Below are 21,410 nucleotides of genomic sequence, written 5' to 3' on the forward strand. Positions count from 1 at the left end.
CGGTGCGTACCGAACCGGCCATTTACGATACGGCCGTTGCGGAAGTGCCGGGCCCGTTCTATGCTCAATAACGAAACGACCGTAGCGAAAAGACCGCAGCGAGAAGGAGACTCCGTGACCGCCTCGGCCGCAGCACCCCGCAGAGGACGCCCCCGCAGCGAGGACGCGGACGGGCGGATCCTGAGGGCCGCGCACCAACTGCTGCTGGAGCGCGGGTACGACGGCTTCGTCATGGACGAGGCCGCGCTACGGGCCGGCGTCGCCAAGACCACGCTCTACCGGCGCTGGCCCACCAAGGACCATCTGCTGGTGGCCCTCGTCGCGCGGATCCAGGACGAGGTGCCGGTCACCGACACCGGTGACATCCGGCGCGACCTGGTCTCCTACCTCACGGCGATCGCGACCGGCCTCGACCGGATGCGGCGGGTCGGCCGGGCGGACGGCGACACGGACCGGTCCGCCGGCGTCGTCGCCGAGCTGGTCGCCGCGGCCGCCCGGCACCCGGACGTCGGCGAGGCGGTACGGGCGCTGTTCGCCCGGCGCAACGCGCTGCCGCTGGCCCTGCTCGACCGGGCCCGCGAACGCGGTGCGCTGCGCGCCGAGGTGTCGTCCGCGCTGCTCTTCGACCAGCTGGCCGGCGCCCTCTACTACCGGCTCCTGGTCACCGGCGAGCCGGTCGGCGCCCGCTATGCCGAGGACCTGGTCGACCAGGTGCTGGCCGGGGCCGCCACCCCCCAACCGGAGAGGACCTGACGATGGCACGCAGGAGGACGTCACGCGGGAAGTGGCTCTTACTGTCCCTGTCCGGGCTGCTGGCCGCGTGCGGCGGCTACGCGCTCTGGACGAACACCCACCCCGTGCGGCTGTCCGCGTCGGTGGAGATCCACGCGGCGCCGGAGCAGGTCTGGCGGGTGCTGACCGACTTCTCCGCCTACCCGCAGTGGAACCCGTACGTCACCCGCGCCGAGATCACCTCGGACGACGGCAGGCTGCGGCCCGGGGCCCGGATGCGCAACCGGCTGGAGGGGGACGGCGACCCCGCCACCTTCACCCCCGAGATCGTCGAGGCGCGCCCGGGACGGGAGTTGAGCTGGCTGGGCAAGGTCGGCCCCGGCTGGATCGTCGACGCCGAACACCGCTTCGTGATCGAGCGCACCGGCCCGGACCGCGTGCGGCTCACCCAGAGCGAGAGCTTCACCGGTGTCCTCGTCCCCTTCACCGAGAGCAGCCTGCACAGCGGAACGCTCCCCAGCTTCAGGGCGATGAACGCGGCCCTGAAGGAGCGGGTCGAGTCGGTGACCCGGTGACGGCGTACGCGTACCCGCCGACGACCAAAGCCCGCGACGCGCGCGGCGCCCGGGCTCGGTCGTCGAACCGGTCATGGAGGACGGGACGGTCAAGGACGACGGGTCGGTCGTGGATGACGGATCGGCCGTGGACGACGGGTCGGTCGTGGATGACGGGTGTTCACCAGGCCACCGGCAGCGAGTCGATGCCGTGGACCAGCATTCCCTCGGGGCGGTGGAGCTTGTCCTCGTCGATGGCCAGACGCAGCGTCGGGAAGCGCTGGATCAGGGAGGCCAGGGCGATCTGGAGCTCGGCGCGGGCCAGGCCGGAGCCGATGCAGTAATGGGTGCCGTGGCTGAAGGCGAAGTGCGGGTTGACCGGCCGGTCGAAGTCCAGCTCCTCGGGGTGCTCGTACTGACGCGGGTCCCGGTTGGCGGCCGCCATGCCGGGCAGGATCGCACTGCCCTTGGGGATCGTCACCCCGCTCAGCTCGACGTCCTCCAGGGTGATGCGCAGCAGCCCCTCGTTGCCCGGCGGGTGCAGCCGCAGCAGCTCCTCCACCGCGGCGGGCACGAGCTCCGGCTCCCGGCGCAGCCGCTCCAGGTGCTCGGGGTGGGTCAGCAGGGCCACCACGCTGTTGGCGATCTGGTTGACCGTGGTCTCGTGGCCGGCCACCAGCAGACTGATGCCGAGGAAGATGAGCTCCTCCTCCTGCAGCCGGTCCTCGTCCTCGTCGTGGATCGAGACCAGCGCGGACAGCAGGTCGTCGCCCGGGTTCTCCCGCTTGGCGGCCACCAGCCTGGCGAGGTAACCGGCCAGCGCGATCTGCGAGTTCAGCATCTCCTCCTTGGACACGGAGGTGGTCGCCAGGAACACCCGGGACCAGGCCGCGAACTCCTCCCGGTCCTCGAACGGCACCCCGAGCAGCTCGCAGATCACCGTCACCGGCAGCTGGAACGCCAGCGTGGGCACCAGGTCGACCGGTGGTTCCTGCGCGGCCATGGCGTCCAGCAGCGCGTCCGTGTGCTCCTGGATGCGGGGCCGCAGGGCCGCCACCCGGCGCGCGGTGAACTCGCGGGAGACCAGCTTGCGCACCCGTGTGTGCTCGGGCGGGTCCATGTTGAGCAGGCTCTTGAACTTCTGCGGCGCCGCGGCCAGCCGGGGCGCCCCGTCCTCCAGGGTCGCGGCCCGGCTGAAGCGGGTGTCCGACAGGACGGTGCGCACATCCTCGTACCGGGTGACCAGATAGGCGTGGTCACCGCTCGGCATCCGGACCTCCGCGACCGGGTCCTGCTCACGGAGGTGGGCGTACATCGGGCACTGCCGCAACCCGGGTGGCTGCTCGAAGGGGTAGGCGAGCACCTCGTCTGCGGTCTCGGGCGCTTCGGGGCTCAGGGTCATCTGTGCGTCCTGTTCTGCGTGAGAGGGCTGGTGAGGAGGAGCGGGAGAGGCCGGAGGGGGTGGCCGCGGCGGTGGCGCTCAGGTCTGTGCCGGCACCGGGGGGACCGGCGCGACGTCGAAGGGGCGTACCCGGTCCGCGTCCTGCAGCGGGTAGTAGATGCCGGAGAGGATGCGGCGCTTGAGGGGGGCGCTGGAGTCCACCAGCCGGTACAGGGCCCGGCGCAGCAGCACCGGGACGGTCCCGGACACCGCGAACGCCCGTTCCTGGCGCAGCTGGAGGGCGCGGGCCCGGGCCACGGAGGCCTCCCGCTCCCGCTGGAAGCGGAGCGTCGCCCGGTCCAGCGCCCCCCGCGCGTCGGTCTGCGCGAGGGCGCCGGCGACCAGCCGGGCCAGTACGGCGGCGTCGGTGATGGCGTGGTTCACTCCCTGGCCGAGCACCGGGGTCAGGGTGTGGGCGGCGTCACCGACCAGCACCAGACCGGACCGCGACCAGCGCGGTACGACGGTGGTGAAGATGTCCAGCATCGAGGTGTCCGACCACTTGGTGACCGAGGCCCGCACCTGCGCGGAGATCTCCGGCGCGAGCTCGTCCATCCGCGTGTGCAGCGCGCCGACACCCTGCGCGCGCAGCTCCTTCAGCCCGCCCTTGGGGATGTTGAAGCCGACCCGCACCAGATCGGGCACGGTCGGGATGAACAGCCCGTGGCGGGCGCCGAGAATGCGCACCCGGTAGGTGTGACCGTCCCAGACGTCGGGCCGCGGCACCTTGAACCAGACGAAGTCCCGCTCCAGCGGCTGCTTCTCGTACGGCAGCCCCGACATCTCCCGGATCTTGCTGAACCGGCCGTCCGCGCCGACGGTCAGCGCGGCGGAGATCTCGAACTCGCCGTCGGGGCCCTTGCAGCGCACCCCCGTCACCGCCGTCCCCTCGCTCAGCAGCGCGGTGGCGGTGGTACGGCGCAGCAGGCTGAAGCCCTCCAGCCGTTCGCCCTCCTTCGCCAGCGCCTCCAGGAGCGGGGGCTGGGGCAGCTCCATGGGGAACGGGCAGGGGCGGTCGTACTGCGCGAAGTCCGCCCTGAGGACCGTACGGCCCTGGTCGGTGATCTCCATGCGGCGGGTCTCCAGGGTCTGGTCGCGCAGGCCCTCCAGGATGCCCATCCGCTCCAGCAGCCAGACGGAGTCGGGGGAGATGGACTCGCCGCGGAACGACCGGTCGAACCGGGCGCTCTGCTCCACCACGACGACGGACACGGACCTTCTGGCCAGTTCGAGGGCGAGGGTGAGTCCCGCGGGCCCCCCTCCCACCACACAGACCTGCGCTCGCACAGCCGCTGCCATCGCCCTGCCTCTCCACGGAAGTGATGGTCGCCGCCGAGCGTGTGCGGCCCGGCTAAAGGGCCGCTTGTGGTTCGCGGCGCCACGAGCCGAGGGGGTCCGCCGATCCCCGCGGCGCACAAGAGCCGCTTAAGAACGGCCGGTCAGGCTCCGGTCGTGACCCACCGATCACGAAGGTCAGGGTGAGACGCATGCCGGCCACGAACGGGGCCAGGAACGCAACGGCGATGCCGGACACCGGCGAGATGGTGGTGGTGCACCGGCTCTTCACACAGGAGTACACGGCGTCGGTGGGGCTCGTGCGGGGCGTCGCCGCGGGGAACACCGCCCGCAGCGCGGTCGTCGCGGACCATCTCGCCGCCCTCGGCGCCATGCTGACGGAGCATCATCTCGCCGAGGACGAGCTGGTGTGGCCGCGGCTGGTGGCCGACCCGGCCGTCGAGCCGGCCCTGGTGGCCCGTATGGAGGAGCAGCACGAGCGGATCGCCGACGCCCTCGGACGGCTCGAACAGGCCCTGCCCGGCTGGCGCGAGAGCGCCGACCCGGTGCTGCGGGACACCGTCGCCGAGGCCTGCGCCGAGCTGCTGCCCGCACTGGACGCCCACCTCGGGGACGAGGAGGAGCACATCCTGCCTCTTGTGCCGGGCCGCTTCACCGCCACGGAGTGGGCGGTGCTGAGCGAGCGTGGCCGGGCGGCCGTCCCCGGCCCGCACCGTCTGTACATGCTGGCCGCGCTCGGCGAGGCCGCGGGCGAGGACCGCCACACCGAGTTCCTGGGCCGCCTCCCGGCCCCCGTACGCCTTCTGTACCGGGTGGCCGGGCCGAGCCTGCGCCGCCGTACGAAGGCCCGACTGCATGGCACGAAGGCCGCGAAGTCGGCTGTGACGCAAGCGAGTCGACCCTCCCGCGTCGTGCACGACCAGTCGTCCGTCAAGCCAAAGCCGTGAAGTGAGGTTGAAGCCGTGAGCGCACCCGCAACCACCAGGTCCGGTACGGCGGACCGGGACGAGGCGCTGGACCTGCTCCGTGTCCTGCACCGGGAGGGGCGGCTGGCCGCGGAGTTCGGCGTGGTGCCGGCCCTGCTGGACCGGATCGCCCACGGCCCCGCCGCGCCGGCCGACCTGGCGCGGGTGGGCCGGCTGCTCGCCCGCGTCGGCCCCGACGAGATCCACGCCCACCACCCGGCCGCCGTACCGCTGACCGTCACCGTGTCCGGACACGGTACGCTCGACGCGCTCACCGGGCCGCTCACCGCCCAACTCGCCCGCCACGGCATCCCGTTGCGGGCGATCCACGGCGACCACGACTCATGGCGCCGCGATCTTCAGGACACCGCGGGCCCGCTGTACGCCAAGGACACCGACCTGTCCCTGGTCGTCCTGGACGACCGGATCGTGTTCGACGAACTCCCGCTGCCCTGGCGGGTGTCGGACGTCGCCGAGGCCGTCGCGGCGAAACTGCGCCTGATCGGGCGGCTCGCCGAGACCTATGTCGGCGAGGGCTCGGGCACCCTCGTCCTCAACACCCTGCCGCTGCACCCCGGCCACGCCCGCCAGCTGGTCGACCACCGTTCCCGGACCGAACTGTCCGTGCTGTGGCGGGAGTTCAACATCGGACTGCTGCGCCTCGCGCTCGTCCACCCGCGCGTGCACGTGGTCGACCTGGAACCGCTCGTCGCCGAGACGGGCCCGGTCCGCGACAGCAGGCTCGCCGTCTACACCAAGGAGCATCTCGGCGCCGAACTGCTGGGCCGGTACGCCCGGGAGGTCGCCCATCTCGCCCGGGTGGTGCGCGGCCGTACGAAGAAGGTGCTCGTCGTCGACCTCGACAACACCCTGTGGGACGGCGTCCTCGGCGACGACGGCCCCGACGGCATCGCGGTGTCCGGCACCTACCGGGGGGAGGCCTTCGGCGCGTTCCAGAAGGTCGTCAAGCAACTCGGCTCGCAGGGCGTGCTGCTCGCGGTGTGCAGCAAGAACGACCAGGAGCCGGTGGAACAGGTGCTCGCCGGGCATCCCGACATGGTGCTGCGCCCCGACGACTTCGTGCGGATCACCGCCAACTGGCGGCCCAAGGACGGCAATCTCCGCGACCTCGCCGACCGGCTCAACCTCGGTGCGGACAGCTTCGTCTTCGCCGACGACTCGCCCTTCGAGTGCGGCCTGGTCGCGGCCGGCCTGCCCGAGGTCGCCGTCGTCCGTCTCGACGAGGAGCCGGCGCTGCACATCGACCGGCTGCTCGCCGACGGCTGGTTCGACACCCCCGAGCTGACCGAGGCCGACCGCGGCCGGGCCGGACAGTACCGCGCCGACGCGGGACGCCGGGAACTGCTGGACGGGGCGGCCACCATGGAGGAGTACCTGCGGGCGCTCGACGTGCGGGTCACGGTGGCGCCGGTGACCGAGCCGGACATCGCCCGGATCTCCCAGATCACGCTGCGCACCAACCAGTTCAACCTCACCACCCGGCGGCTGCAACCCGCCGACGTGCGCGACCTGCTGGCCTCCCCCCACCACCTCGTCCTGTCCGTCCGCTCGCGGGACCGCTTCGGCGACAACGGCGTCGTCGGCGCGGTCTTCGCCGAGCGCACCACCGAGGGACCGCTGCGCATCGACAACGTCCTCCTCAGCTGCCGCGTCTTCGCCCGCGGCATCGAACAGGCGGCCCTGGGCGCCCTGTTGGCCCACGCCCGCGACAGCGGGGCACCCGCGGTCCTGGCCGCGTACCGGCCCACCTCCAAGAACCACAAGGTCCGGGACCTCTACCCGTCACTCGGCTTCGACACCGTCGCCGAAACCCCGGACGGCGCCCTGGACTTCCGGCACTCCCTCGCCGAACTCCCGCCGCTCCCGGGCCATGTGACCCTCGACGCGACCTTCCGGTAACCCGAGCCACCCCCCGACAGCCTGCCGTCCGCCATTCCCCCGTGGCGGACGGCAGGCCCTTTCGCGTGGCCCCCGGCCCCGCCGCCTGCGCAAGCGAGGCCTTAGCGGGGCGAACCAGGATCGAAGGCGTCCCGAACCGCCATCGCCGGCGCCATGCCTGCGCACTTCGGAGAGGTCAGGCAAAGACGTTGACAAGCTTCCGAACCTTCACGGAACTGGCCCATCACCGTGCGGCCGAACTCGCCGCCGAGGACGCCTTCGTCTTCCTGCCGGACGACGTGGGCGGCCTGGCCCCCGAGCATCTGACGTACGCCGCACTCGACCGCGACGCCCGCCGCATAGCCTCCTGGCTCCAGGCCAGCGGTGTCGCCGGCGGCCAGGTGCTGCTGCTGTACCCGTCGGGCACCGACTTCATCAGGGCCTTCCTCGGCTGCCTCTACGCCGGCGCCGTCGCCGTGCCCGCCCCGCTCCCCAGCGAGCAGGGCCAGCACTTCACCCGGGTCTCCGGCATCCTCAGGGACGCCGAGGTGAGCGCCGTGCTCAGCGACTCGGCGAACATCGGCGAGATCGCCGGCTGGCTCGCCGCCGAGGGCATGACCCACGTCCGCTCCCTGGCCACCGACACCGGGGACTACGGCGACCCGGCCGCGTACACGGTGCCGGACATCGGCCCCGAGCACCTGGCCTTCCTGCAGTACACCTCCGGCTCGACCAGCGACCCCAAGGGCGTCATGGTCTCCCACCGCAACCTGCTGGCCAACGAGGCCGCCATCCAGCGCGCGGCCGGCACCAGGCCCACCGACCGGTTCGGCGGCTGGCTGCCCTTCTACCACGACATGGGGCTCATCGGTCACATCCTGCACCCCGTCTACCTGGGCGCCTCCGCCGTGCTGCTGTCCCCGATCTCCTTCCTGCGCCGCCCCCTGCGCTGGCTGCAGCTGTTCAGCGAGTACGGCGCCAACCTCGGCGGCGGCCCCAACTTCGCCTACGACCTGTGCGTGCGCCGTATCACCGACGAGCAGATGCAGGGCCTGGACCTGTCCCGCTGGGAGGGCGCGGGCAACGGCGCCGAACCCGTGCGCGCCGAGACGCTCAAGGCGTTCGCCGACCGCTTCGCCCCCGTCGGCTTCCGCCCCGAGGCGTTCTTCCCCTGCTACGGCATGGCCGAGACGACCCTGCTGGTCTCCGGCACCCCGCGCGGCCACCGCCCCGCCGAACGCACCGTCGACCCGGCCGCCCTCGAACAGGGCACCCTGGCCGCCCCCGAGGCCGGCGCCGCCTCCCGCACCCTGGTCAGCAGCGGCATCGTGCAGGACTTCACCGTCAAGATCGTGGACCCGGACACCCGGCGGGAGCGGCCCGAGGGCGGAGTCGGCGAGATCTGGGTCAAGGGCGACAGCGTCGCGGGCGGTTACTGGAAGCGCCCCGAGACCAACGCCGAGATCTTCGACGCGAAGCTCGTCACCGGCGACAACGGAGCCGAGGCCGAGGACGCGGGCGGCTGGCTGCGCACCGGCGACCTGGGCGCCCTGGACGACGGCCAGCTGTACATCACCGGCCGCCTCAAGGAACTGGTCATCTTCTCCGGCCGCAACCTCTACCCGCAGGACGTCGAGCGGGCCGTGCAGTCCACCGACCGCTCGCTGTCCATGGGCGGCGGGGCCGTGTTCACGGTGGAGACCGACCGCGAGCATCTGGTCGTCGTGCAGGAGGTGCGCGGCAACGCCGTCGACGGCGACCTGCGCTCCCTCGCCACCGGCATCCAGCGCTTCCTCGGCCAGGAGCTCCAGATCCCGGCGGGCAACGTCATCCTGGTGCGGCCCGGCACCGTCCGCCGCACCACCAGCGGCAAGATCCAGCGCACTCTGATGCGCAAGCTGTTCCTGAAGGGCGAGATCACCCCCCTGTACGAGGTGCTCGAACCGGCGGTGCGCCGCACCGTGGCCGACGCCACCGGCTCCTCCCTGGCCGCGGCGGTCTGACATGCCGGCCACCGCGGACAGGAGCGGGAGGAGCTACCCGCTCGCCGAGGAACTCGACGGGTTCCTCGGCGACCCGGAGGACCCCGGCGGCTGGTTCTCCTACGCGCGCTGCGTCGAGCTGGACGAGAAGGAGGAGTTCCCGGCCGACATCTGCCGCCGGCTCGACGACTGGGGGCTGCCCGCCCACTACGTGCCGGTGCGCCACGGCGGCCGGCTGACCGACTACGAGCAGATGCTCCAGCTGATGCGCACCGTCGCCCGCCGCGACCTGACCGTCGCGATCGGCCACGGCAAGACCTATCTGGGCGGAGTGTGCGTCTGGGTGGCCGGCACCCCGGAGCAGGCCGCCCGGCTCGGCGCCGATATCCGGGCCGGGGTGCCCGTCTCGCTGGGGCTGACCGAGCGCGCCCACGGCAGCGACCTGCTCGCGGGTGAGGTGCACGGCGTCCCGGACGGCACCGGATGGCTGGTCAACGGCGAGAAGTGGCTGATCAACAACGCCACCCGGGGCGGTCTGCTGTCCCTGCTCACCCGCACCGACCCGGCCGGCGGCCCGCGCGCCTTCAGCGTCCTGCTCGTCGACAAGCGCGCCCTGGACAAGCTCGACCGCACCGCCTACCGCCACCTCCCGAAGAACCTCACCCACGGCATCCGCGGCGCCGACATCTCCGGCATCGCCTTCGACGACGCGCCCGTGGACCGCTCCGCGCTGGTCGGCGCCGAGGGCGCGGGCCTGGAGATCGTCCTCAAGGCGCTCCAGCTGACCCGCACCATGTGCGCCGCGCTGTCCCTGGGCGCCGCCGACCACGGCCTGCGGATCGTGCTCGACTTCGCACGCGAGCGCGAGCTGTACGGGCGCCGGCTGATCGACCTGCCCCAGGCGCGCCACCAGCTCGGCACGGCCGCCGCCGACGTCCTGCTGCACGAGGCGCTGGCCACCGTGGCCGCCCGGCTGGTGCACACCCAGACCGGTGAGCTGAGCATCACCTCCGCGGTCACCAAGTACCTGCTGCCCAGCGGGACCGAGGACGTCCTGACCCGGCTCACCCGGCTGCTCGGCGCCCGCGCCTACCTCAAGGGCGTGCACGCCGACGGCATGTTCCAGAAGGTCGAGCGCGACCACCGGATCGTCGGCATGTTCGACGGCAACACCCTGGTCAACCTCAACTCCCTGATCAACCAGTTCCGTTCACTGGTGCGTGGCCGGCGCCGCGGCACCGGCGACACGGCGGGAGCGGAGGCCGCCTACGACCTGTCCGCGCCGCTGCCCGAGCTGGACGTGAGCCGGCTGTCCCTGGTGGCCCGCGGTGGCAGCGGTGTCCTGGCCGGCCTCGGCACCTCCGTCGACCGGCTCACCGAGCTCGCCCGGCAACGGCCCGAACTGGCCCCGGCCGCGAAGGCGGCGGGCCGGATCAAGGACGTCGCCGAACGGGTGCACGAGGAGATGGCCGCCTGGCAGGGGCTGGTCGACGGCGTCCCGCCCGCCGCCTTCGACACCGCGCGCCGCTACACGCTCTGCCACTGCGCCGCCGTATGCCTCGGTCTGTGGACGCACAGCGCCCCGCTGTTCGCCGGCACCACGACCGAACCGCTGTGGCGGGACGGGCTGTGGCTGCGCGCCGCGCTGGACCGGCTGCTGACCCGCCTGGGCGAGCCGGACACCGGGGACGACGAGGCGTACGAGGAACTGCTCGGCCGGCTGGTCGCCGCGCGATCCTCGGGCGAGCTCTTCTCGCTGCACCCCCACCGGCTGCCGTCGGCGCCGCCCCGGCGGGCGGCCGACGCGACCACCGCGAGGAACTGAGAGGACGCCATGCTGTTCGAAACCGCGGCCACCGCGCCGCACGGAGCGTCCGCCGGACCGGGCACCCACCCGCCCGGCGGCCAGGAGGAGCGGATCCGCGCCCGTATCGCCGAAGTGGAACAGCGGTTCGGCGACCCGACCGACGAACACGGCGAACTGTCGTACGCCAGGCTGCTGGAGGCCGACGAGCGCGCCGAGCTGTCCGAGACGGGCGAACGGGCCCTGGACGAACTGGTGCTCAACGCCGACTTCGTGCCCCGCCGGCACGGCGGCCGGCTGGAACGGATCGACAGCCTGGTCCAGTTGATGCGGCGCGTCTTCCGGCGCGACATCGCGCTCGGCCTCGGCTACGGGGTGACCTCCTTCATGGCCGCCGTCAACGTGTGGGGCTCCGGCACCGAGGAACAGCAGCGGCGCCTCGCCCGGCTGCTGCTCGACGGACGCAAGGTGTCCGTCGCCTACCACGAACTCGCGCACGGCAACGACTTCGTGCGCAACGAGTTCGAGGCCCGCCCCGCCGACGGCGGCTACCTCCTCAACGGCACCAAGCAGGTCATCAACAACGCCGACCGGGCCGCCGCCTGGGTGCTGTTCAGCCGCACCAGCCCGGCACCCGGCAGCCGCAGCCACTCGGTGGTGCTGGCCGAGCGGGCCGCACTCGACCAGGACCTCTTCCGGGTGCTGCCCCGCTACGACGCGGTCGGCGTGCGCGGCTGCCATCTGTCCGGCCTCGAGTTCACCGACTGCCCGGTGCCCGACTCCGCGCTCGTCGGCGAGGAGGGCAAGGGCGTCGAACTCGCCCTGCGCGCCTTCCAGGTGACCCGCAGCGCGGTGCCCGGCATGGCGCTCGGCGCCGCCGACACCGCCCTGCGCACCGTGGTCCGCTTCGCGCTCGGCCGGCAGCTGTACCGCAAGTCGGTGATGGACATCCCGCACGCGAAGGCGACCCTGTCGACGACCTTCCTCGACCTGCTGATCTGCGACAGCCTCTCCCTGGCCGCCACCCGGGCGGTGCATGTGCTGCCCGAGCAGACCAGTGTGTACGCCGCCGCGGTCAAGTACCTGGTCCCGAAGATGCTCACCGACGCGATGTACGACCTGTCGATCGTGCTCGGCGCCCGCTTCTACGTCCGCGAGGGCGAGTTCGGGATCTTCCAGAAGCATGTGCGCGACCTGCCGGTGCTCAGCCTCGGACACGCCGGGTCCGCGGCCTGCCAGGCCACCATCATCCCCCAGCTGTCCCGGCTGGCCCGGCGCTCCTGGTTCGCCGACGACCCGGCCCCGGCGAGCGTCTTCCGGCTGCGCGAGGACCTGCCGGACATCCCCTTCGACCGGCTCACCCTGGCCAGCGGGCAGGACGGCCTCAGCGCCACGCTGGTCGCGGCCGTCGACCAACTGCCCAGCTCCAGCCCCGAGGAGCGGGCCGCGCACGGCGCCGCGCTGCGCCTCATGGACGAGCTGCGCCAGATCCAGGAGCAGAGCCGCCATCTCGCCCCGCAGGACCGCACCGCCCTGGCCAGCCCGGCCACCTTCGCCCTCGCCGACCGGTACGCGGTGCTGCTGGCCGCCGCCTCGGTGATCGGTGTCTGGCAGCAGGCCCGGGGCGCCGACGACCCCTTCCTCGCCGACCCGGCGTGGCTCGCCGCCGCGCTGCACCGACTCGCCCGGCGGCTCGGGCAGCCACTGCCCGACCTGCCCGAAACCTGCGAGACGCGGCTGCACGACGAGGTGCTCAGCCGCTTCCACGACATCCGCAGCTACGACCTCTACAACGCTCCGCTGGCCGGCTGACCGCCGCTGATCCGGTGCGCGATCCGAACCGTTGAACCCTCCGAGGAGCACAGCATGTCCGTTCCCACTGCCGGACGTACCACCGAAGAGCTGACCACCTGGCTGTCCGACCGGATCGCCCTCTACCTCAAGCGCGCGCCCGAGGAGATCGACCCGGCCGTGCCGCTGGCCGAGTACGGCCTCGACTCGGTGGCTGCGCTGAGTCTGTGCGGCGACGTCGAGGAGGACTTCGACCTGGTGCTGGAGCCGACCGTCGCCTGGGACTACCCGACCGTCGGCGCGCTCGCCACGCACCTCGCCGAGAGCCTGGCCGCCGAGGGGGCCGCGAGCTGATGGATCGGATCGCCATCGTCGGCATCGACTGCAGGTTCCCGGGGGCGCCCGACACGGGCGCCTACTGGGACCTGCTGATGCGCTCGGGGGACGGCGTGTCGACCGTACCCGAACAGCGCTGGTCGGCCGCGGACTTCCACTCGCCGACCCCGGCGCAGGGACGCGCCAACACCACCCAGGGCGGCTTCATCGACGACCCCGACGCCTTCGACAACGAGTTCTTCACCATCTCGCCGCGCGAGGCCGCCGCGATGGACCCGCAGCAGCGGCTGCTGCTGCAGTGCGCATGGCGGGCGGTCGAGGACGCGGGGCTCGCCCCGCACCGGCTGGCCGGGTCCGCGACCGGGGTGTTCGTCGGCATCATGAGCAACGAGTGGGCCCAGCTGCACCTCACCGACTACGACCGGGTCACCGCCCAGACCGGCTCCGGCAACGGCTACTGCATGACCGCCAACCGGGTCTCCTACCACCTCGACCTCAAGGGGCCCAGCCTCGCCGTCGACACGGCCTGCTCCTCCTCGCTGGTCGCGGTGCACCTGGCGGCCAACGCGCTGCTGTCCGACGAGTGCGACCACGCCATCGCCGCGGGCGTCAACGTGGCGATGACACCGGCGCTGTCCATCTTCTACAACCAGGCCGGCCTGTCCGCGCCCGACGGCCGCTGCAAGCCCTTCAGCGCGCAGGCCGACGGCATCGGCCGGGGCGAGGGCGTCGGCGCGGTCGTCCTGCGTCGCCTCGAGGACGCCCTGGCGGACGGCCAGCAGGTGTACGCCGTCATCCGGGGCACCGCCGTCAACCAGGACGGCCGCAGCAACGGCATCACCGCCCCCAACCGCTGGGCCCAGCAGGACGTCATCGGCGCCGCCTACCGGCGCGCCGGCGTCGCCCCGGAAGAGGTCGCCTTCACCGAGGGGCACGGCACCGGCACGGTGCTCGGCGACATGATGGAGGCCTCCGCACTCGGCCACCACCACGCGGGGCGCTCCGGCGCCCCGATGGCGCTGGGCTCGGTCAAGGGCAACCTGGGGCACACGGAGGGCGCGGCGGGGATCGCCGGGCTCATCAAGGTGGCCCTGTCCCTGCACCATCGCACGGTGCCCGCCAGCCGGTTCGCGGCCCGCGAGAACGACCGCCTGGACCTGCGCGCCAAGGGCCTCAGGCTCCTCAAGGCCCCCCTGCGCCTGCCCCGCGGCACCACCGTGGCCGGCCTCAGCAGCTTCGGCATGGGCGGCACCAACGCCCACGCGGTCCTGGAGTCGGCCCCGCCCCGGGCCACCCGCCCGCCGGAGCGAACCGCCCCCGGTGGCATCGGCTCCGCGCTGTTCACGCTCACCGCTCCCACCCCGCAGGCGCTGCGTCGCAATCTGGTGGCCCAGGCCGACGCCCTGGCCGCGCGGCGGGCGCCCCTCGGTCCCGTCGGCTGGACCTCGCACCGGGTCAAGTCCGGCCACCGGCACCGTTTCGCGGTCGCGGCCGAGGACACCGACACGCTGGTCGAGAAGCTGCGCACGGCCGCCGCCGACCCCGACCTGCTGGCCCGGCTCACCGGCACCCCCGCCGGACGCACCCGCACCGCGTTCCTGTTCACCGGACAGGGCTCGCAGTACCCGTACATGACGGCCGGGCTCTACCGGTCCTCGGCGCTGTACCGGCACTTCCTCGACGAGGCCGACGCCGCCCTGCTGCCGTACACGAAACGCTCGGTCCGGGACCTGATCCTGACCGGGGACGAGCAGGTGCACCTCACCCGCTGGGCGCAGCCCGCGCTGTTCGCCGTGGGCCACGCCCTCGGCCGCGCCCTCGGCGAACTCGGCGTCGCTCCCGACCTGTTGCTCGGCCACAGCGTCGGCGAGTACGCGGCGGCCTGCCTGGCCGGCGTCTTCCCGCTCGACGGCGCCGCCCGCCTGATCACGGCCCGCGGCGAGCTCATGCAGCGCCTGCCCGAGGGCGGCGGCATGCTGGCCGTGCTCGCCGGCCGCGACGAACTGGAGGAACGCCTGGAGAACGAGCCCGGGGTGGGGGTGGCCGTCGTCAACGGGCCGCGCGCCACCGTGCTCTCCGGCGACCTCGACGCGCTGCTGCGCATCCACAAGGAACTCGACCGGGACCGCGTGCGCACCAGGATGCTGCGCGTCTCGCACGCCTTCCACTCGCATCTGATGGACCCGATGCTGGAGGAGTTCGCCGAGGTGGCACGGGAGGTCGGCGGCGGCGTACCGCGACTCCCGCTGTTCTCCACGCTCTACGGCCGCGCCCTGGACGGCGAGGCGATGGACGCCGAGTACTGGGTGGCGCATGTACGGCGCCCCGTGCTGTTCGGCGACGCCGCCGCCGAACTCCTCGACGCCGGGCCCTCGCACACCGTGGAGCTCGGCCCGTCGCCGGTGCTCTCCTCGCTGGCCCGCAGGCTCCCGCCGCCGTCCTCGGGACGACGGCCCGCCGCCGTGCTGCCGGTGCGCGGCGAGGACTCGACCGGCCGGGAACTGGCGGACGCCCTCGCCGAGTTGTACCGGGGCGGACTCACCCCGCACTGGGACGCCGTCTACGAGGACCGGGACCGCACCCCCTACCGGCTCGCCCCGTACGTCTTCAGCGACGAGCACCGCTACTGGGCCCGCGGCGGCCCCGTCCGCGCCCGCCGGGACGAGAGGCCCGCCGCCCCCGTCGTCGTACCGGAGACTGCTCTGCCCGAGCGCGAGCCGGCGCCGGCGCCCGCCGGGGTGCTCACCCTGGAACGGCCGGCCCCCGCCGACCCGGTGGCTGAGGCCGCCCTCGCGGCCATCGGACAGGTCGGCGGCTACCCGACCGGTGAACTCGGGCCCTACCTGCGTCTCTACGAGGACCTCGGCTTCGACTCCGTGATGGTGATGGAGCTGAAGAACCGGATCGAGGAGCGGCTGCCCGCCCTCGCCGCGCTGACCGTGCAGGACCTGCTGCCCAGACTCGCCTCGGTCGGCGACCTCGTGGACTTCCTCCGGGAGCACTGCGCTCCCGTGCCCGCCACCGAGGAGAGGACCGCATGACCGACAACCCGCACGAGACCCGCGCGGGCGGGCGCCCGGTGTATCTGGCGTCCGTCGGCACCGCACTGCCCGGGGACCCCGTCGACAACGCCGAACTGGCCCGGGTCACCGGCGCCAACCAGGAGTGGATCGAGGTCTTCATCGGCACCCGCACCCGGCACTTCGCCCGGGACCTCAACACCGGCGAGGTCCGCTTCTCGCTCGCCGACCTGTGCGCCAGGGCCGGCGGCCGGGCCGTGGAGGCCGCCGGGACCGACCTCGCCGACATCGAGTTCGTGGTGCTCGGCACCGCCACCCCCGACACCCTGATGCCGGCGACCGTGAACGAGGTCGCCGACCGGCTGGGCATCGACCAGGTCCCCACGTTCCAGCTGCAGTCGGGCTGCGCGGGCGCGGTGCAGGCGCTCAGCCTGGGGCGCTCGCTGATCGCCTCGGGGGAGTACCGCACCGGCCTGGTCATCGGCGGGGACGTGTGCAGCAAGCATCTCGACATCCGGCGTGACGTGTCCAAGGCGGCCCCCAGCGACCTCGTCAACTACGTGCTGTTCGGCGACGGCGCGGGCGCGGCGGTCCTCACCGACGAACCGGTCGGCGAACAGGTCGAGGTGAAACATGTGCTGAACCGTTTCACCGGTCTGGGCCGCCAACCCGGCCAGGTGATCGAGTGGTTCGGCCTCGCCGACCGCCACGACGACCGCCAGGCCCTCACCGAGGACTACAAGGCCATCGAGGAACAGGTCCCGGTGATGGCGGTGGAGATCCTCTGGGAGCTGCTCGGCGAACTCGACTGGAGCCCCGACGACCTCGACTACCTGCTGCCGCCGCAGCTGTCCGGCCGGATGACCCGGAAGATCACCGAACAGCTCGACGTGCCGTCGGCCACCGAGGTCTCCTGCGTCGCCGAGACCGGCAACAACGGAAACGCCCTGCCGTTCCTGCAGATCGAACGGCTCCTGGAGAAGATGACCGCCGGCCAGAAGGCGCTGGCGGTCGCCATCGAGTCCAGCAAGTGGATCAAGGCGGGCTTCGCCCTGGAGAAGATATGAGCAGCCGACACGACTACACCCTGGCCGACTTCGTCACCACCGTGCGCGACGAACTCGGCCTCCCGCTCGCCGACGACCAGGTCGGCGCGGACTACGACGAACTCCCCGAATGGGACTCCCTCCACCTGCTGAAGCTCGTCACCGCGGTGGAACACGCCATCGGCACCCCCGTGCCGGTCGGCCGGGTACTGGAGGCCCGCAGCCTCCAGGAGTTCTACGACCTGGCGGTCCCGGCGTGACCGGCGCCCCGGTCCCGCAGGTCGAACGGCGCCGCCGGCACACCCTGTACTTCCTGGAGTGGGCGGCCGGCCAGCGGCCCGTGCACCTGGACACCGAGGTCGACATGACCCGCGTCCGGGCGCACCGGGCCGCCGCCGGGGCCGAGGGCACCCGCTACTCGGTGGTGTCCTATCTGCTGCACTCGGCCGGCCGGGTCCTCGCCCGGCACCCGGCCGCCAACGCGGTCATGGCACCCGGCTGGCCCTCGGCGCTGCGCCGCCCACGCGTGGTGCGGTTCGGTCCGGTCACCGCGAAACTGGCCCTGGACCGCACCGTGGACGGCGAACGCACCGTGCTCTCCGCCCTGTTGCCCGGCCTGGAGTCGGCCTCCCTGGACCAGATCCAGCAACGCGTCGACCGCTACCGGGACGAGCGGACCGCCGACCTCCCCGAGTTCAAAGGAGTACGGCTGCTGGGCCGGCTGCCCGTCCCGCTCGGCCGCGCCGCCTTCGCCGCCGCCCTGCGCGACGTGCGCCGGCGCCCGGAGATCTTCGGCACCGTCTCGGTCAGCTCCCTCGGCCACCGCGACGTCGACGGCTTCCACTCCGCCGGCGGCACGGCGGTCACCCTCTGCGCCGGACGGATCATCGACCGGCCGGTGGTCCGCGACGGCCTCGTCGTACCGGCCCCCGTCATGCGGCTCGGCCTGACCTTCGACCACCGGGTGATCGACGGGGCCACCGCCGCCGACGTGCTCAGCGATCTGCGACACACCATGGAGGACTTCGATGACGGCTCCAGGGAAAGCGTCCCCGGGCCGGACCTTCGGCGAGCCGATCGCGATCACCGGACCCCGCGGGGACTGGAGCGGCGTCCGACGTGACCTCGCCACACACGCCGGCGCCATCCTCTACGCACGGCTCGCCGACTGGCGGCCCGACCGGGCCGGCGGACCGCGGCTGCGCGCCCTGCTCGGCCGGGACTGGGCACGCTACCTCGATCTGACCCACCCGGAGGTGCGCACCCGGTTCGCCGCGTCCCGGGTCCTGCTGAAGTTCGCCGCCGGGGCGGCCCTGCATGTGCCGCCCCAGGCGGTCGAACTCGGCTACACACCGTCCGGACGGCCGTATCTGCACGGCTACGACGGAGTGCAGATCAGCCTCAGCCACACCGAGGACCTGCTTCTCGTCGGCCTCGCCACCGGCGCGGTGATCGGCGTGGACGCCGAACGCGCCGACCGGCGGCTGTACGGGGCCGGCCTCGGCCGGCATCTGTGCACCCCGCGCGAGGTCGAGCTGATCGAGGCGATGGAGCCCGAGGACCGGGACCCCGCGCTGGTGCGGCTGTGGACGCTGAAAGAGGCCTACAGCAAGGCCATCGGGCTCGGCATGCAGTTCCGCTTCACCGACTTCGGATTCGAGACCGACGGCACCCCGACCGAGGTGCGCCGCCCGGACGGCACCCCCGGCACCGGCAGCGAGTGGTCCTTCCGCACCTACTCGCTGCTGGACCGCTACACGGTCAGCGTGGCCGTCGGCGACTCCGGCTTCGGCGTCACCACCGACACCCAGGCGCACACCATGCTCGACGGCGGCATCGTCGACGCCCTCGCCGACGCGCTCGGCGCGGACGACACGGACCGGCACGGCACGGACGACTGGTGGTGACGGACCTGTCCGTACAACCGGCCCGCAAGCGGCGCCGCCCAGACTGAACGCACCGAGCGTTGGAGTGACCATGGACCATCTGGCCGAACTCAAGGAATTCGCCCTCCTGCACGCCAGGGGACAGGGCATGGCGCCACGCCGGGCCGCCCGGATCCTGGCGGGCATCACCAACGACACCCCCGGGCACCCGGAGTCCTGGACCACGGTCTGGACCCGCGCCGGCCGCACCGCCGCGGCCTACGGGCACCACCTCGACGCCTGCGCCCACTTCGCGCTGGCCCGCTTCCCGCACCACGGCGACCCCGCGCGAGAGGCCGCCGGACGGCTCCTGGTGTCCACCTTCGACACCTGGCGGCGCCGCCGCGACGACATCGAACGGCTCGAACTGCCCTTCCCCGACGGCACGTTGGCGTGCTGGGCGACCGGACTCGACGCCGCCCGGCCGCGCCCGCTGCTCGTCGTCATGGGCGGTATCGTCAGCGTCAAGGAGCAGTGGGCGCCGGTGCTCCCGCTGCTGCGGCGGCTCGGATTCGCCGCCGTGGTCACGGAGTTCCCCGGAGTCGGCGAGAACCCCCTGCGCCACGGCCCCGACTCCTGGGGGCTGCTGCCCGGACTCCTGGACCGGCTGGCCGGCCGGGCCAGGGTTGCTGACACCTCGATGCTCGCGCTCAGCTTCAGCGGCCATCTCGCCCTGCGCGCCGCCGTCGAGGACCCGCGCATCCGCCGCATCCTCACCGTCGGCGCCCCCGTGGGCGACTTCTTCACCGACGAGGAGTGGCGGCCCCGGGTGCCCGGCATCACCGTCGACACCCTGACCCGGCTGACCGGCCTCGCGGACGCGGACGCCCTGTGGCGCGAGCTGCCCCGACACGCCCTGACCGAGGACGAGTTGAGCCGGGTCCGGATCCCGGTCCGCTATGTCGCCAGCTCCCGCGACGAGATCATCCCGCCCGGAGAGCGGCGACTGCTGTCGGCCCTGCCCGACCTGCGGGTGAAGACGTACGACGACGTCCACGGCTCACCCGCCCACCTGGGCGCGATGCGACGCTGGCTGGTCCGCCAGCTGCTGCTGACACGCATCGGCGCGCGCACGCCGGCCCCGGCGCCCGCGACCCCCGACCCGATCGTCACCCACAGGACCGTCTCCGACCCGACCGTCTCCGACCCGACCGTTGCCGAGACGACCGCGTCCGACTCCACCACGTCCGGCACAACAGCCCCGGGCACCACCGCTCTCAAGTCCCTCACCCGCGAATAGGACCCGCCCCACCACCACATCTGCGCGACGGCACACCGAGGAGAGACCGCCATGACCGACAAACCCACCCACAGGACCAGGACCGCGACGGTGCGCCCCTGGGTGAGCCTCTCCTTGCTCGGTGTGACCGAGAGCGACCTGACGCCGACCCCCACCCGTTTCGTGCCCGCGCCGTCGCCGTTCGACGACGACGGCCGGCCGGGCCGTACCCGCCGCCCGGGGCGGCGCGAGGAGGCATGACCCCAGTGGCATCGCAGTACGTTCCAGACTCCCGCGGCGCGGGCGGCCCGATCCGGCTGCGCCACCGCATGGTGCACGGCTACCGCCGGGCCTTCCGGATGGCCGGCCGGGGCGACACCGTCCTGCTGATCCACGGTATCGGGGACTCCTCCGACACCTGGCGGGACGTCATGCCCGGGCTGGCCAAGCACTACCGGGTCATCGCGCCGGACCTGCTGGGCCACGGGCGCTCCGACAAGCCGCGGGGTGACTACTCGCTCGCCGGGTACGCCAACGGGATGCGCGATCTGCTCAGCGTGCTCGGCGTCGAGCGGGCCACCATCGTCGGGCACTCGCTCGGGGGCGCGGTCGCGATGCAGTTCGCGTACCAGTTCCCGGACCGGTGCGAGCGGCTGGTGCTGGTCGGCACGGGCGGTATCGGCCGGCAGGTCACACCGCTGCTCCGCGCGGCCACCCTGCCCGGTGCGCATCTGCTGCTCCAGGCGCTCCAACTGCCCACGATGCGCTGGCAGATCGAGACGGCGGTGCGGGTGATGCAGTGGCTGCGCACGGATCTCGCGGTGGACGCGCCGGACATCGTACGGGTGGTGGAGGCGCTGCCCGACGCCACGTCCCGCAACGCGTTCGTGCGGACGCTGCGGGCGGTCGTGGACTGGCGGGGGCAGGTCGGGACCATGCTCGACCGCTGTTATCTGGCCCAGGGCATGCCGACGATGCTGCTGTGGGGCGGCCGGGACCAGGTGGTGCCGGCGCTGCACGCCGGCCTCGGTCATGTGTCGATGCCGGGCAGCCGGCTGGAGATCTTCGAGGACGCGGGCCACTTCCCGTTCCGCTCGGACCCCGACCGGTTCCTCACGGTGCTGCGGGACTTCATCGAGACGACTCGCCCCGCGCACTTCAGCGCGGAGGAATGGCGAGCCATGCTCCGCAACCGCCGCCCGGCCCTGCGCACCCAGCCCCCCGCCCCCCTCCCGGCCCCCCGCACCCTCCGCCCTGCCTGACCCCACACCCTCGGAACCCCACAACAACACACCCCACCAAGGCCCGAGCCACCGGACACCGGCCTCGGGCCTTGGCATGTCACTACGGGAACCGGCAACCCCGGCGGATTGCCCGGCACCCTGGGCCGCGCACCGGCC

18 protein-coding genes are annotated in these 21,410 nt (G+C 72.9%); 16 read left to right on the forward strand and 2 right to left on the reverse strand.

Features of this window, described 5'->3' with window-relative positions; translation table 11 throughout:
* Window positions 1–114 precede the first annotated feature (114 nt).
* Window positions 115–753 carry a TetR/AcrR family transcriptional regulator gene (locus ABZT17_RS33470; protein ID WP_356354492.1) on the forward strand — a complete coding sequence of 213 codons (639 nt, stop codon included), beginning with the start codon at window positions 115–117 and terminating at the stop codon, window positions 751–753.
* A gap of 2 nt (window positions 754–755) precedes the next feature.
* Window positions 756–1,307 (forward strand): SRPBCC domain-containing protein, encoded by a 552-nt coding sequence (locus ABZT17_RS33475; RefSeq protein WP_356354494.1) that lies wholly within the window; start codon window positions 756–758, stop codon window positions 1,305–1,307.
* Between the two features lie 160 nt (window positions 1,308–1,467).
* Here ABZT17_RS33475 and ABZT17_RS33480 read toward each other — a convergent pair whose 3' ends face one another.
* Entirely contained in the window at window positions 1,468–2,688 is a 1,221-nt protein-coding gene (locus ABZT17_RS33480; protein WP_356354496.1) for a cytochrome P450, read from the reverse strand.
* A 78-nt stretch (window positions 2,689–2,766) separates the two neighbouring features.
* Window positions 2,767–4,026, reverse strand: coding sequence for an FAD-dependent oxidoreductase (locus ABZT17_RS33485; RefSeq protein WP_356354498.1), 1,260 nt, complete (start codon window positions 4,024–4,026; stop codon window positions 2,767–2,769).
* Between the two features lie 188 nt (window positions 4,027–4,214).
* On the opposite strand from ABZT17_RS33485, the gene ABZT17_RS33490 reads away from it, so the two are divergent.
* The 14 genes from ABZT17_RS33490 (at window position 4,215) to ABZT17_RS33555 (ending at window position 21,272) form a co-directional block, all read left to right on the forward strand.
* Window positions 4,215–4,970, forward strand: coding sequence for a hemerythrin domain-containing protein (locus ABZT17_RS33490; RefSeq protein ID WP_356354500.1), 756 nt, complete (start codon window positions 4,215–4,217; stop codon window positions 4,968–4,970).
* Window positions 4,971–4,985: 15 nt separating this feature from the next.
* The gene (locus ABZT17_RS33495; RefSeq protein ID WP_356354501.1) at window positions 4,986–6,908 is read left to right on the forward strand and encodes an HAD-IIIC family phosphatase; all 1,923 of its coding nucleotides are present in this window, start codon (window positions 4,986–4,988) and stop codon (window positions 6,906–6,908) included.
* A 188-nt stretch (window positions 6,909–7,096) separates the two neighbouring features.
* Entirely contained in the window at window positions 7,097–8,890 is a 1,794-nt protein-coding gene (locus ABZT17_RS33500) for a fatty acyl-AMP ligase (RefSeq protein ID WP_356354502.1), read from the forward strand.
* Window position 8,891: 1 nt separating this feature from the next.
* Window positions 8,892–10,694: an acyl-CoA dehydrogenase family protein gene (locus ABZT17_RS33505; RefSeq protein WP_356354503.1), complete on the forward strand. Its 1,803-nt coding sequence runs from the start codon at window positions 8,892–8,894 to the stop codon at window positions 10,692–10,694.
* A 9-nt stretch (window positions 10,695–10,703) separates the two neighbouring features.
* Window positions 10,704–12,485: an acyl-CoA dehydrogenase gene (locus ABZT17_RS33510; protein ID WP_356354505.1), complete on the forward strand. Its 1,782-nt coding sequence runs from the start codon at window positions 10,704–10,706 to the stop codon at window positions 12,483–12,485.
* 54 nt (window positions 12,486–12,539) lie between these two features.
* Window positions 12,540–12,818 carry an acyl carrier protein gene (locus ABZT17_RS33515; RefSeq protein ID WP_356354507.1) on the forward strand — a complete coding sequence of 93 codons (279 nt, stop codon included), beginning with the start codon at window positions 12,540–12,542 and terminating at the stop codon, window positions 12,816–12,818.
* Window positions 12,818–15,841 (forward strand): beta-ketoacyl synthase N-terminal-like domain-containing protein, encoded by a 3,024-nt coding sequence (locus tag ABZT17_RS33520; protein ID WP_356354509.1) that lies wholly within the window; start codon window positions 12,818–12,820, stop codon window positions 15,839–15,841. Before ABZT17_RS33515 ends, ABZT17_RS33520 begins: the two co-directional genes overlap by 1 nt.
* Entirely contained in the window at window positions 15,838–16,887 is a 1,050-nt protein-coding gene (locus tag ABZT17_RS33525) for a 3-oxoacyl-ACP synthase III family protein (RefSeq protein ID WP_356354511.1), read from the forward strand. Before ABZT17_RS33520 ends, ABZT17_RS33525 begins: the two co-directional genes overlap by 4 nt.
* A complete protein-coding gene (locus ABZT17_RS33530) occupies window positions 16,884–17,126 on the forward strand; it encodes an acyl carrier protein (protein ID WP_356354513.1) in 243 nt (80 codons plus the stop codon). Before ABZT17_RS33525 ends, ABZT17_RS33530 begins: the two co-directional genes overlap by 4 nt.
* Window positions 17,123–17,989 carry a 2-oxo acid dehydrogenase subunit E2 gene (locus ABZT17_RS33535; RefSeq protein WP_356354515.1) on the forward strand — a complete coding sequence of 289 codons (867 nt, stop codon included), beginning with the start codon at window positions 17,123–17,125 and terminating at the stop codon, window positions 17,987–17,989. Before ABZT17_RS33530 ends, ABZT17_RS33535 begins: the two co-directional genes overlap by 4 nt.
* Window positions 17,895–18,773, forward strand: coding sequence for a 4'-phosphopantetheinyl transferase superfamily protein (locus tag ABZT17_RS33540; RefSeq protein ID WP_356354518.1), 879 nt, complete (start codon window positions 17,895–17,897; stop codon window positions 18,771–18,773). Before ABZT17_RS33535 ends, ABZT17_RS33540 begins: the two co-directional genes overlap by 95 nt.
* 70 nt (window positions 18,774–18,843) lie before the next feature.
* The gene (locus tag ABZT17_RS33545; RefSeq protein WP_356354521.1) at window positions 18,844–20,031 is read left to right on the forward strand and encodes an alpha/beta hydrolase; all 1,188 of its coding nucleotides are present in this window, start codon (window positions 18,844–18,846) and stop codon (window positions 20,029–20,031) included.
* 51 nt (window positions 20,032–20,082) lie between these two features.
* Window positions 20,083–20,271, forward strand: a complete 189-nt coding sequence (locus ABZT17_RS33550; RefSeq protein ID WP_356354523.1) for a hypothetical protein — start codon at window positions 20,083–20,085, stop codon at window positions 20,269–20,271.
* Window positions 20,268–21,272 carry an alpha/beta hydrolase gene (locus tag ABZT17_RS33555; protein ID WP_356354525.1) on the forward strand — a complete coding sequence of 335 codons (1,005 nt, stop codon included), beginning with the start codon at window positions 20,268–20,270 and terminating at the stop codon, window positions 21,270–21,272. The genes ABZT17_RS33550 and ABZT17_RS33555 overlap by 4 nt, the downstream gene beginning before the upstream one ends.
* The last annotated feature ends 138 nt before the right edge of the window (window positions 21,273–21,410 follow it).

The sequence above is a fragment of the Streptomyces sp. NPDC005648 genome (assembly GCF_040605395.1).
GTDB lineage: Bacteria > Actinomycetota > Actinomycetes > Streptomycetales > Streptomycetaceae > Streptomyces.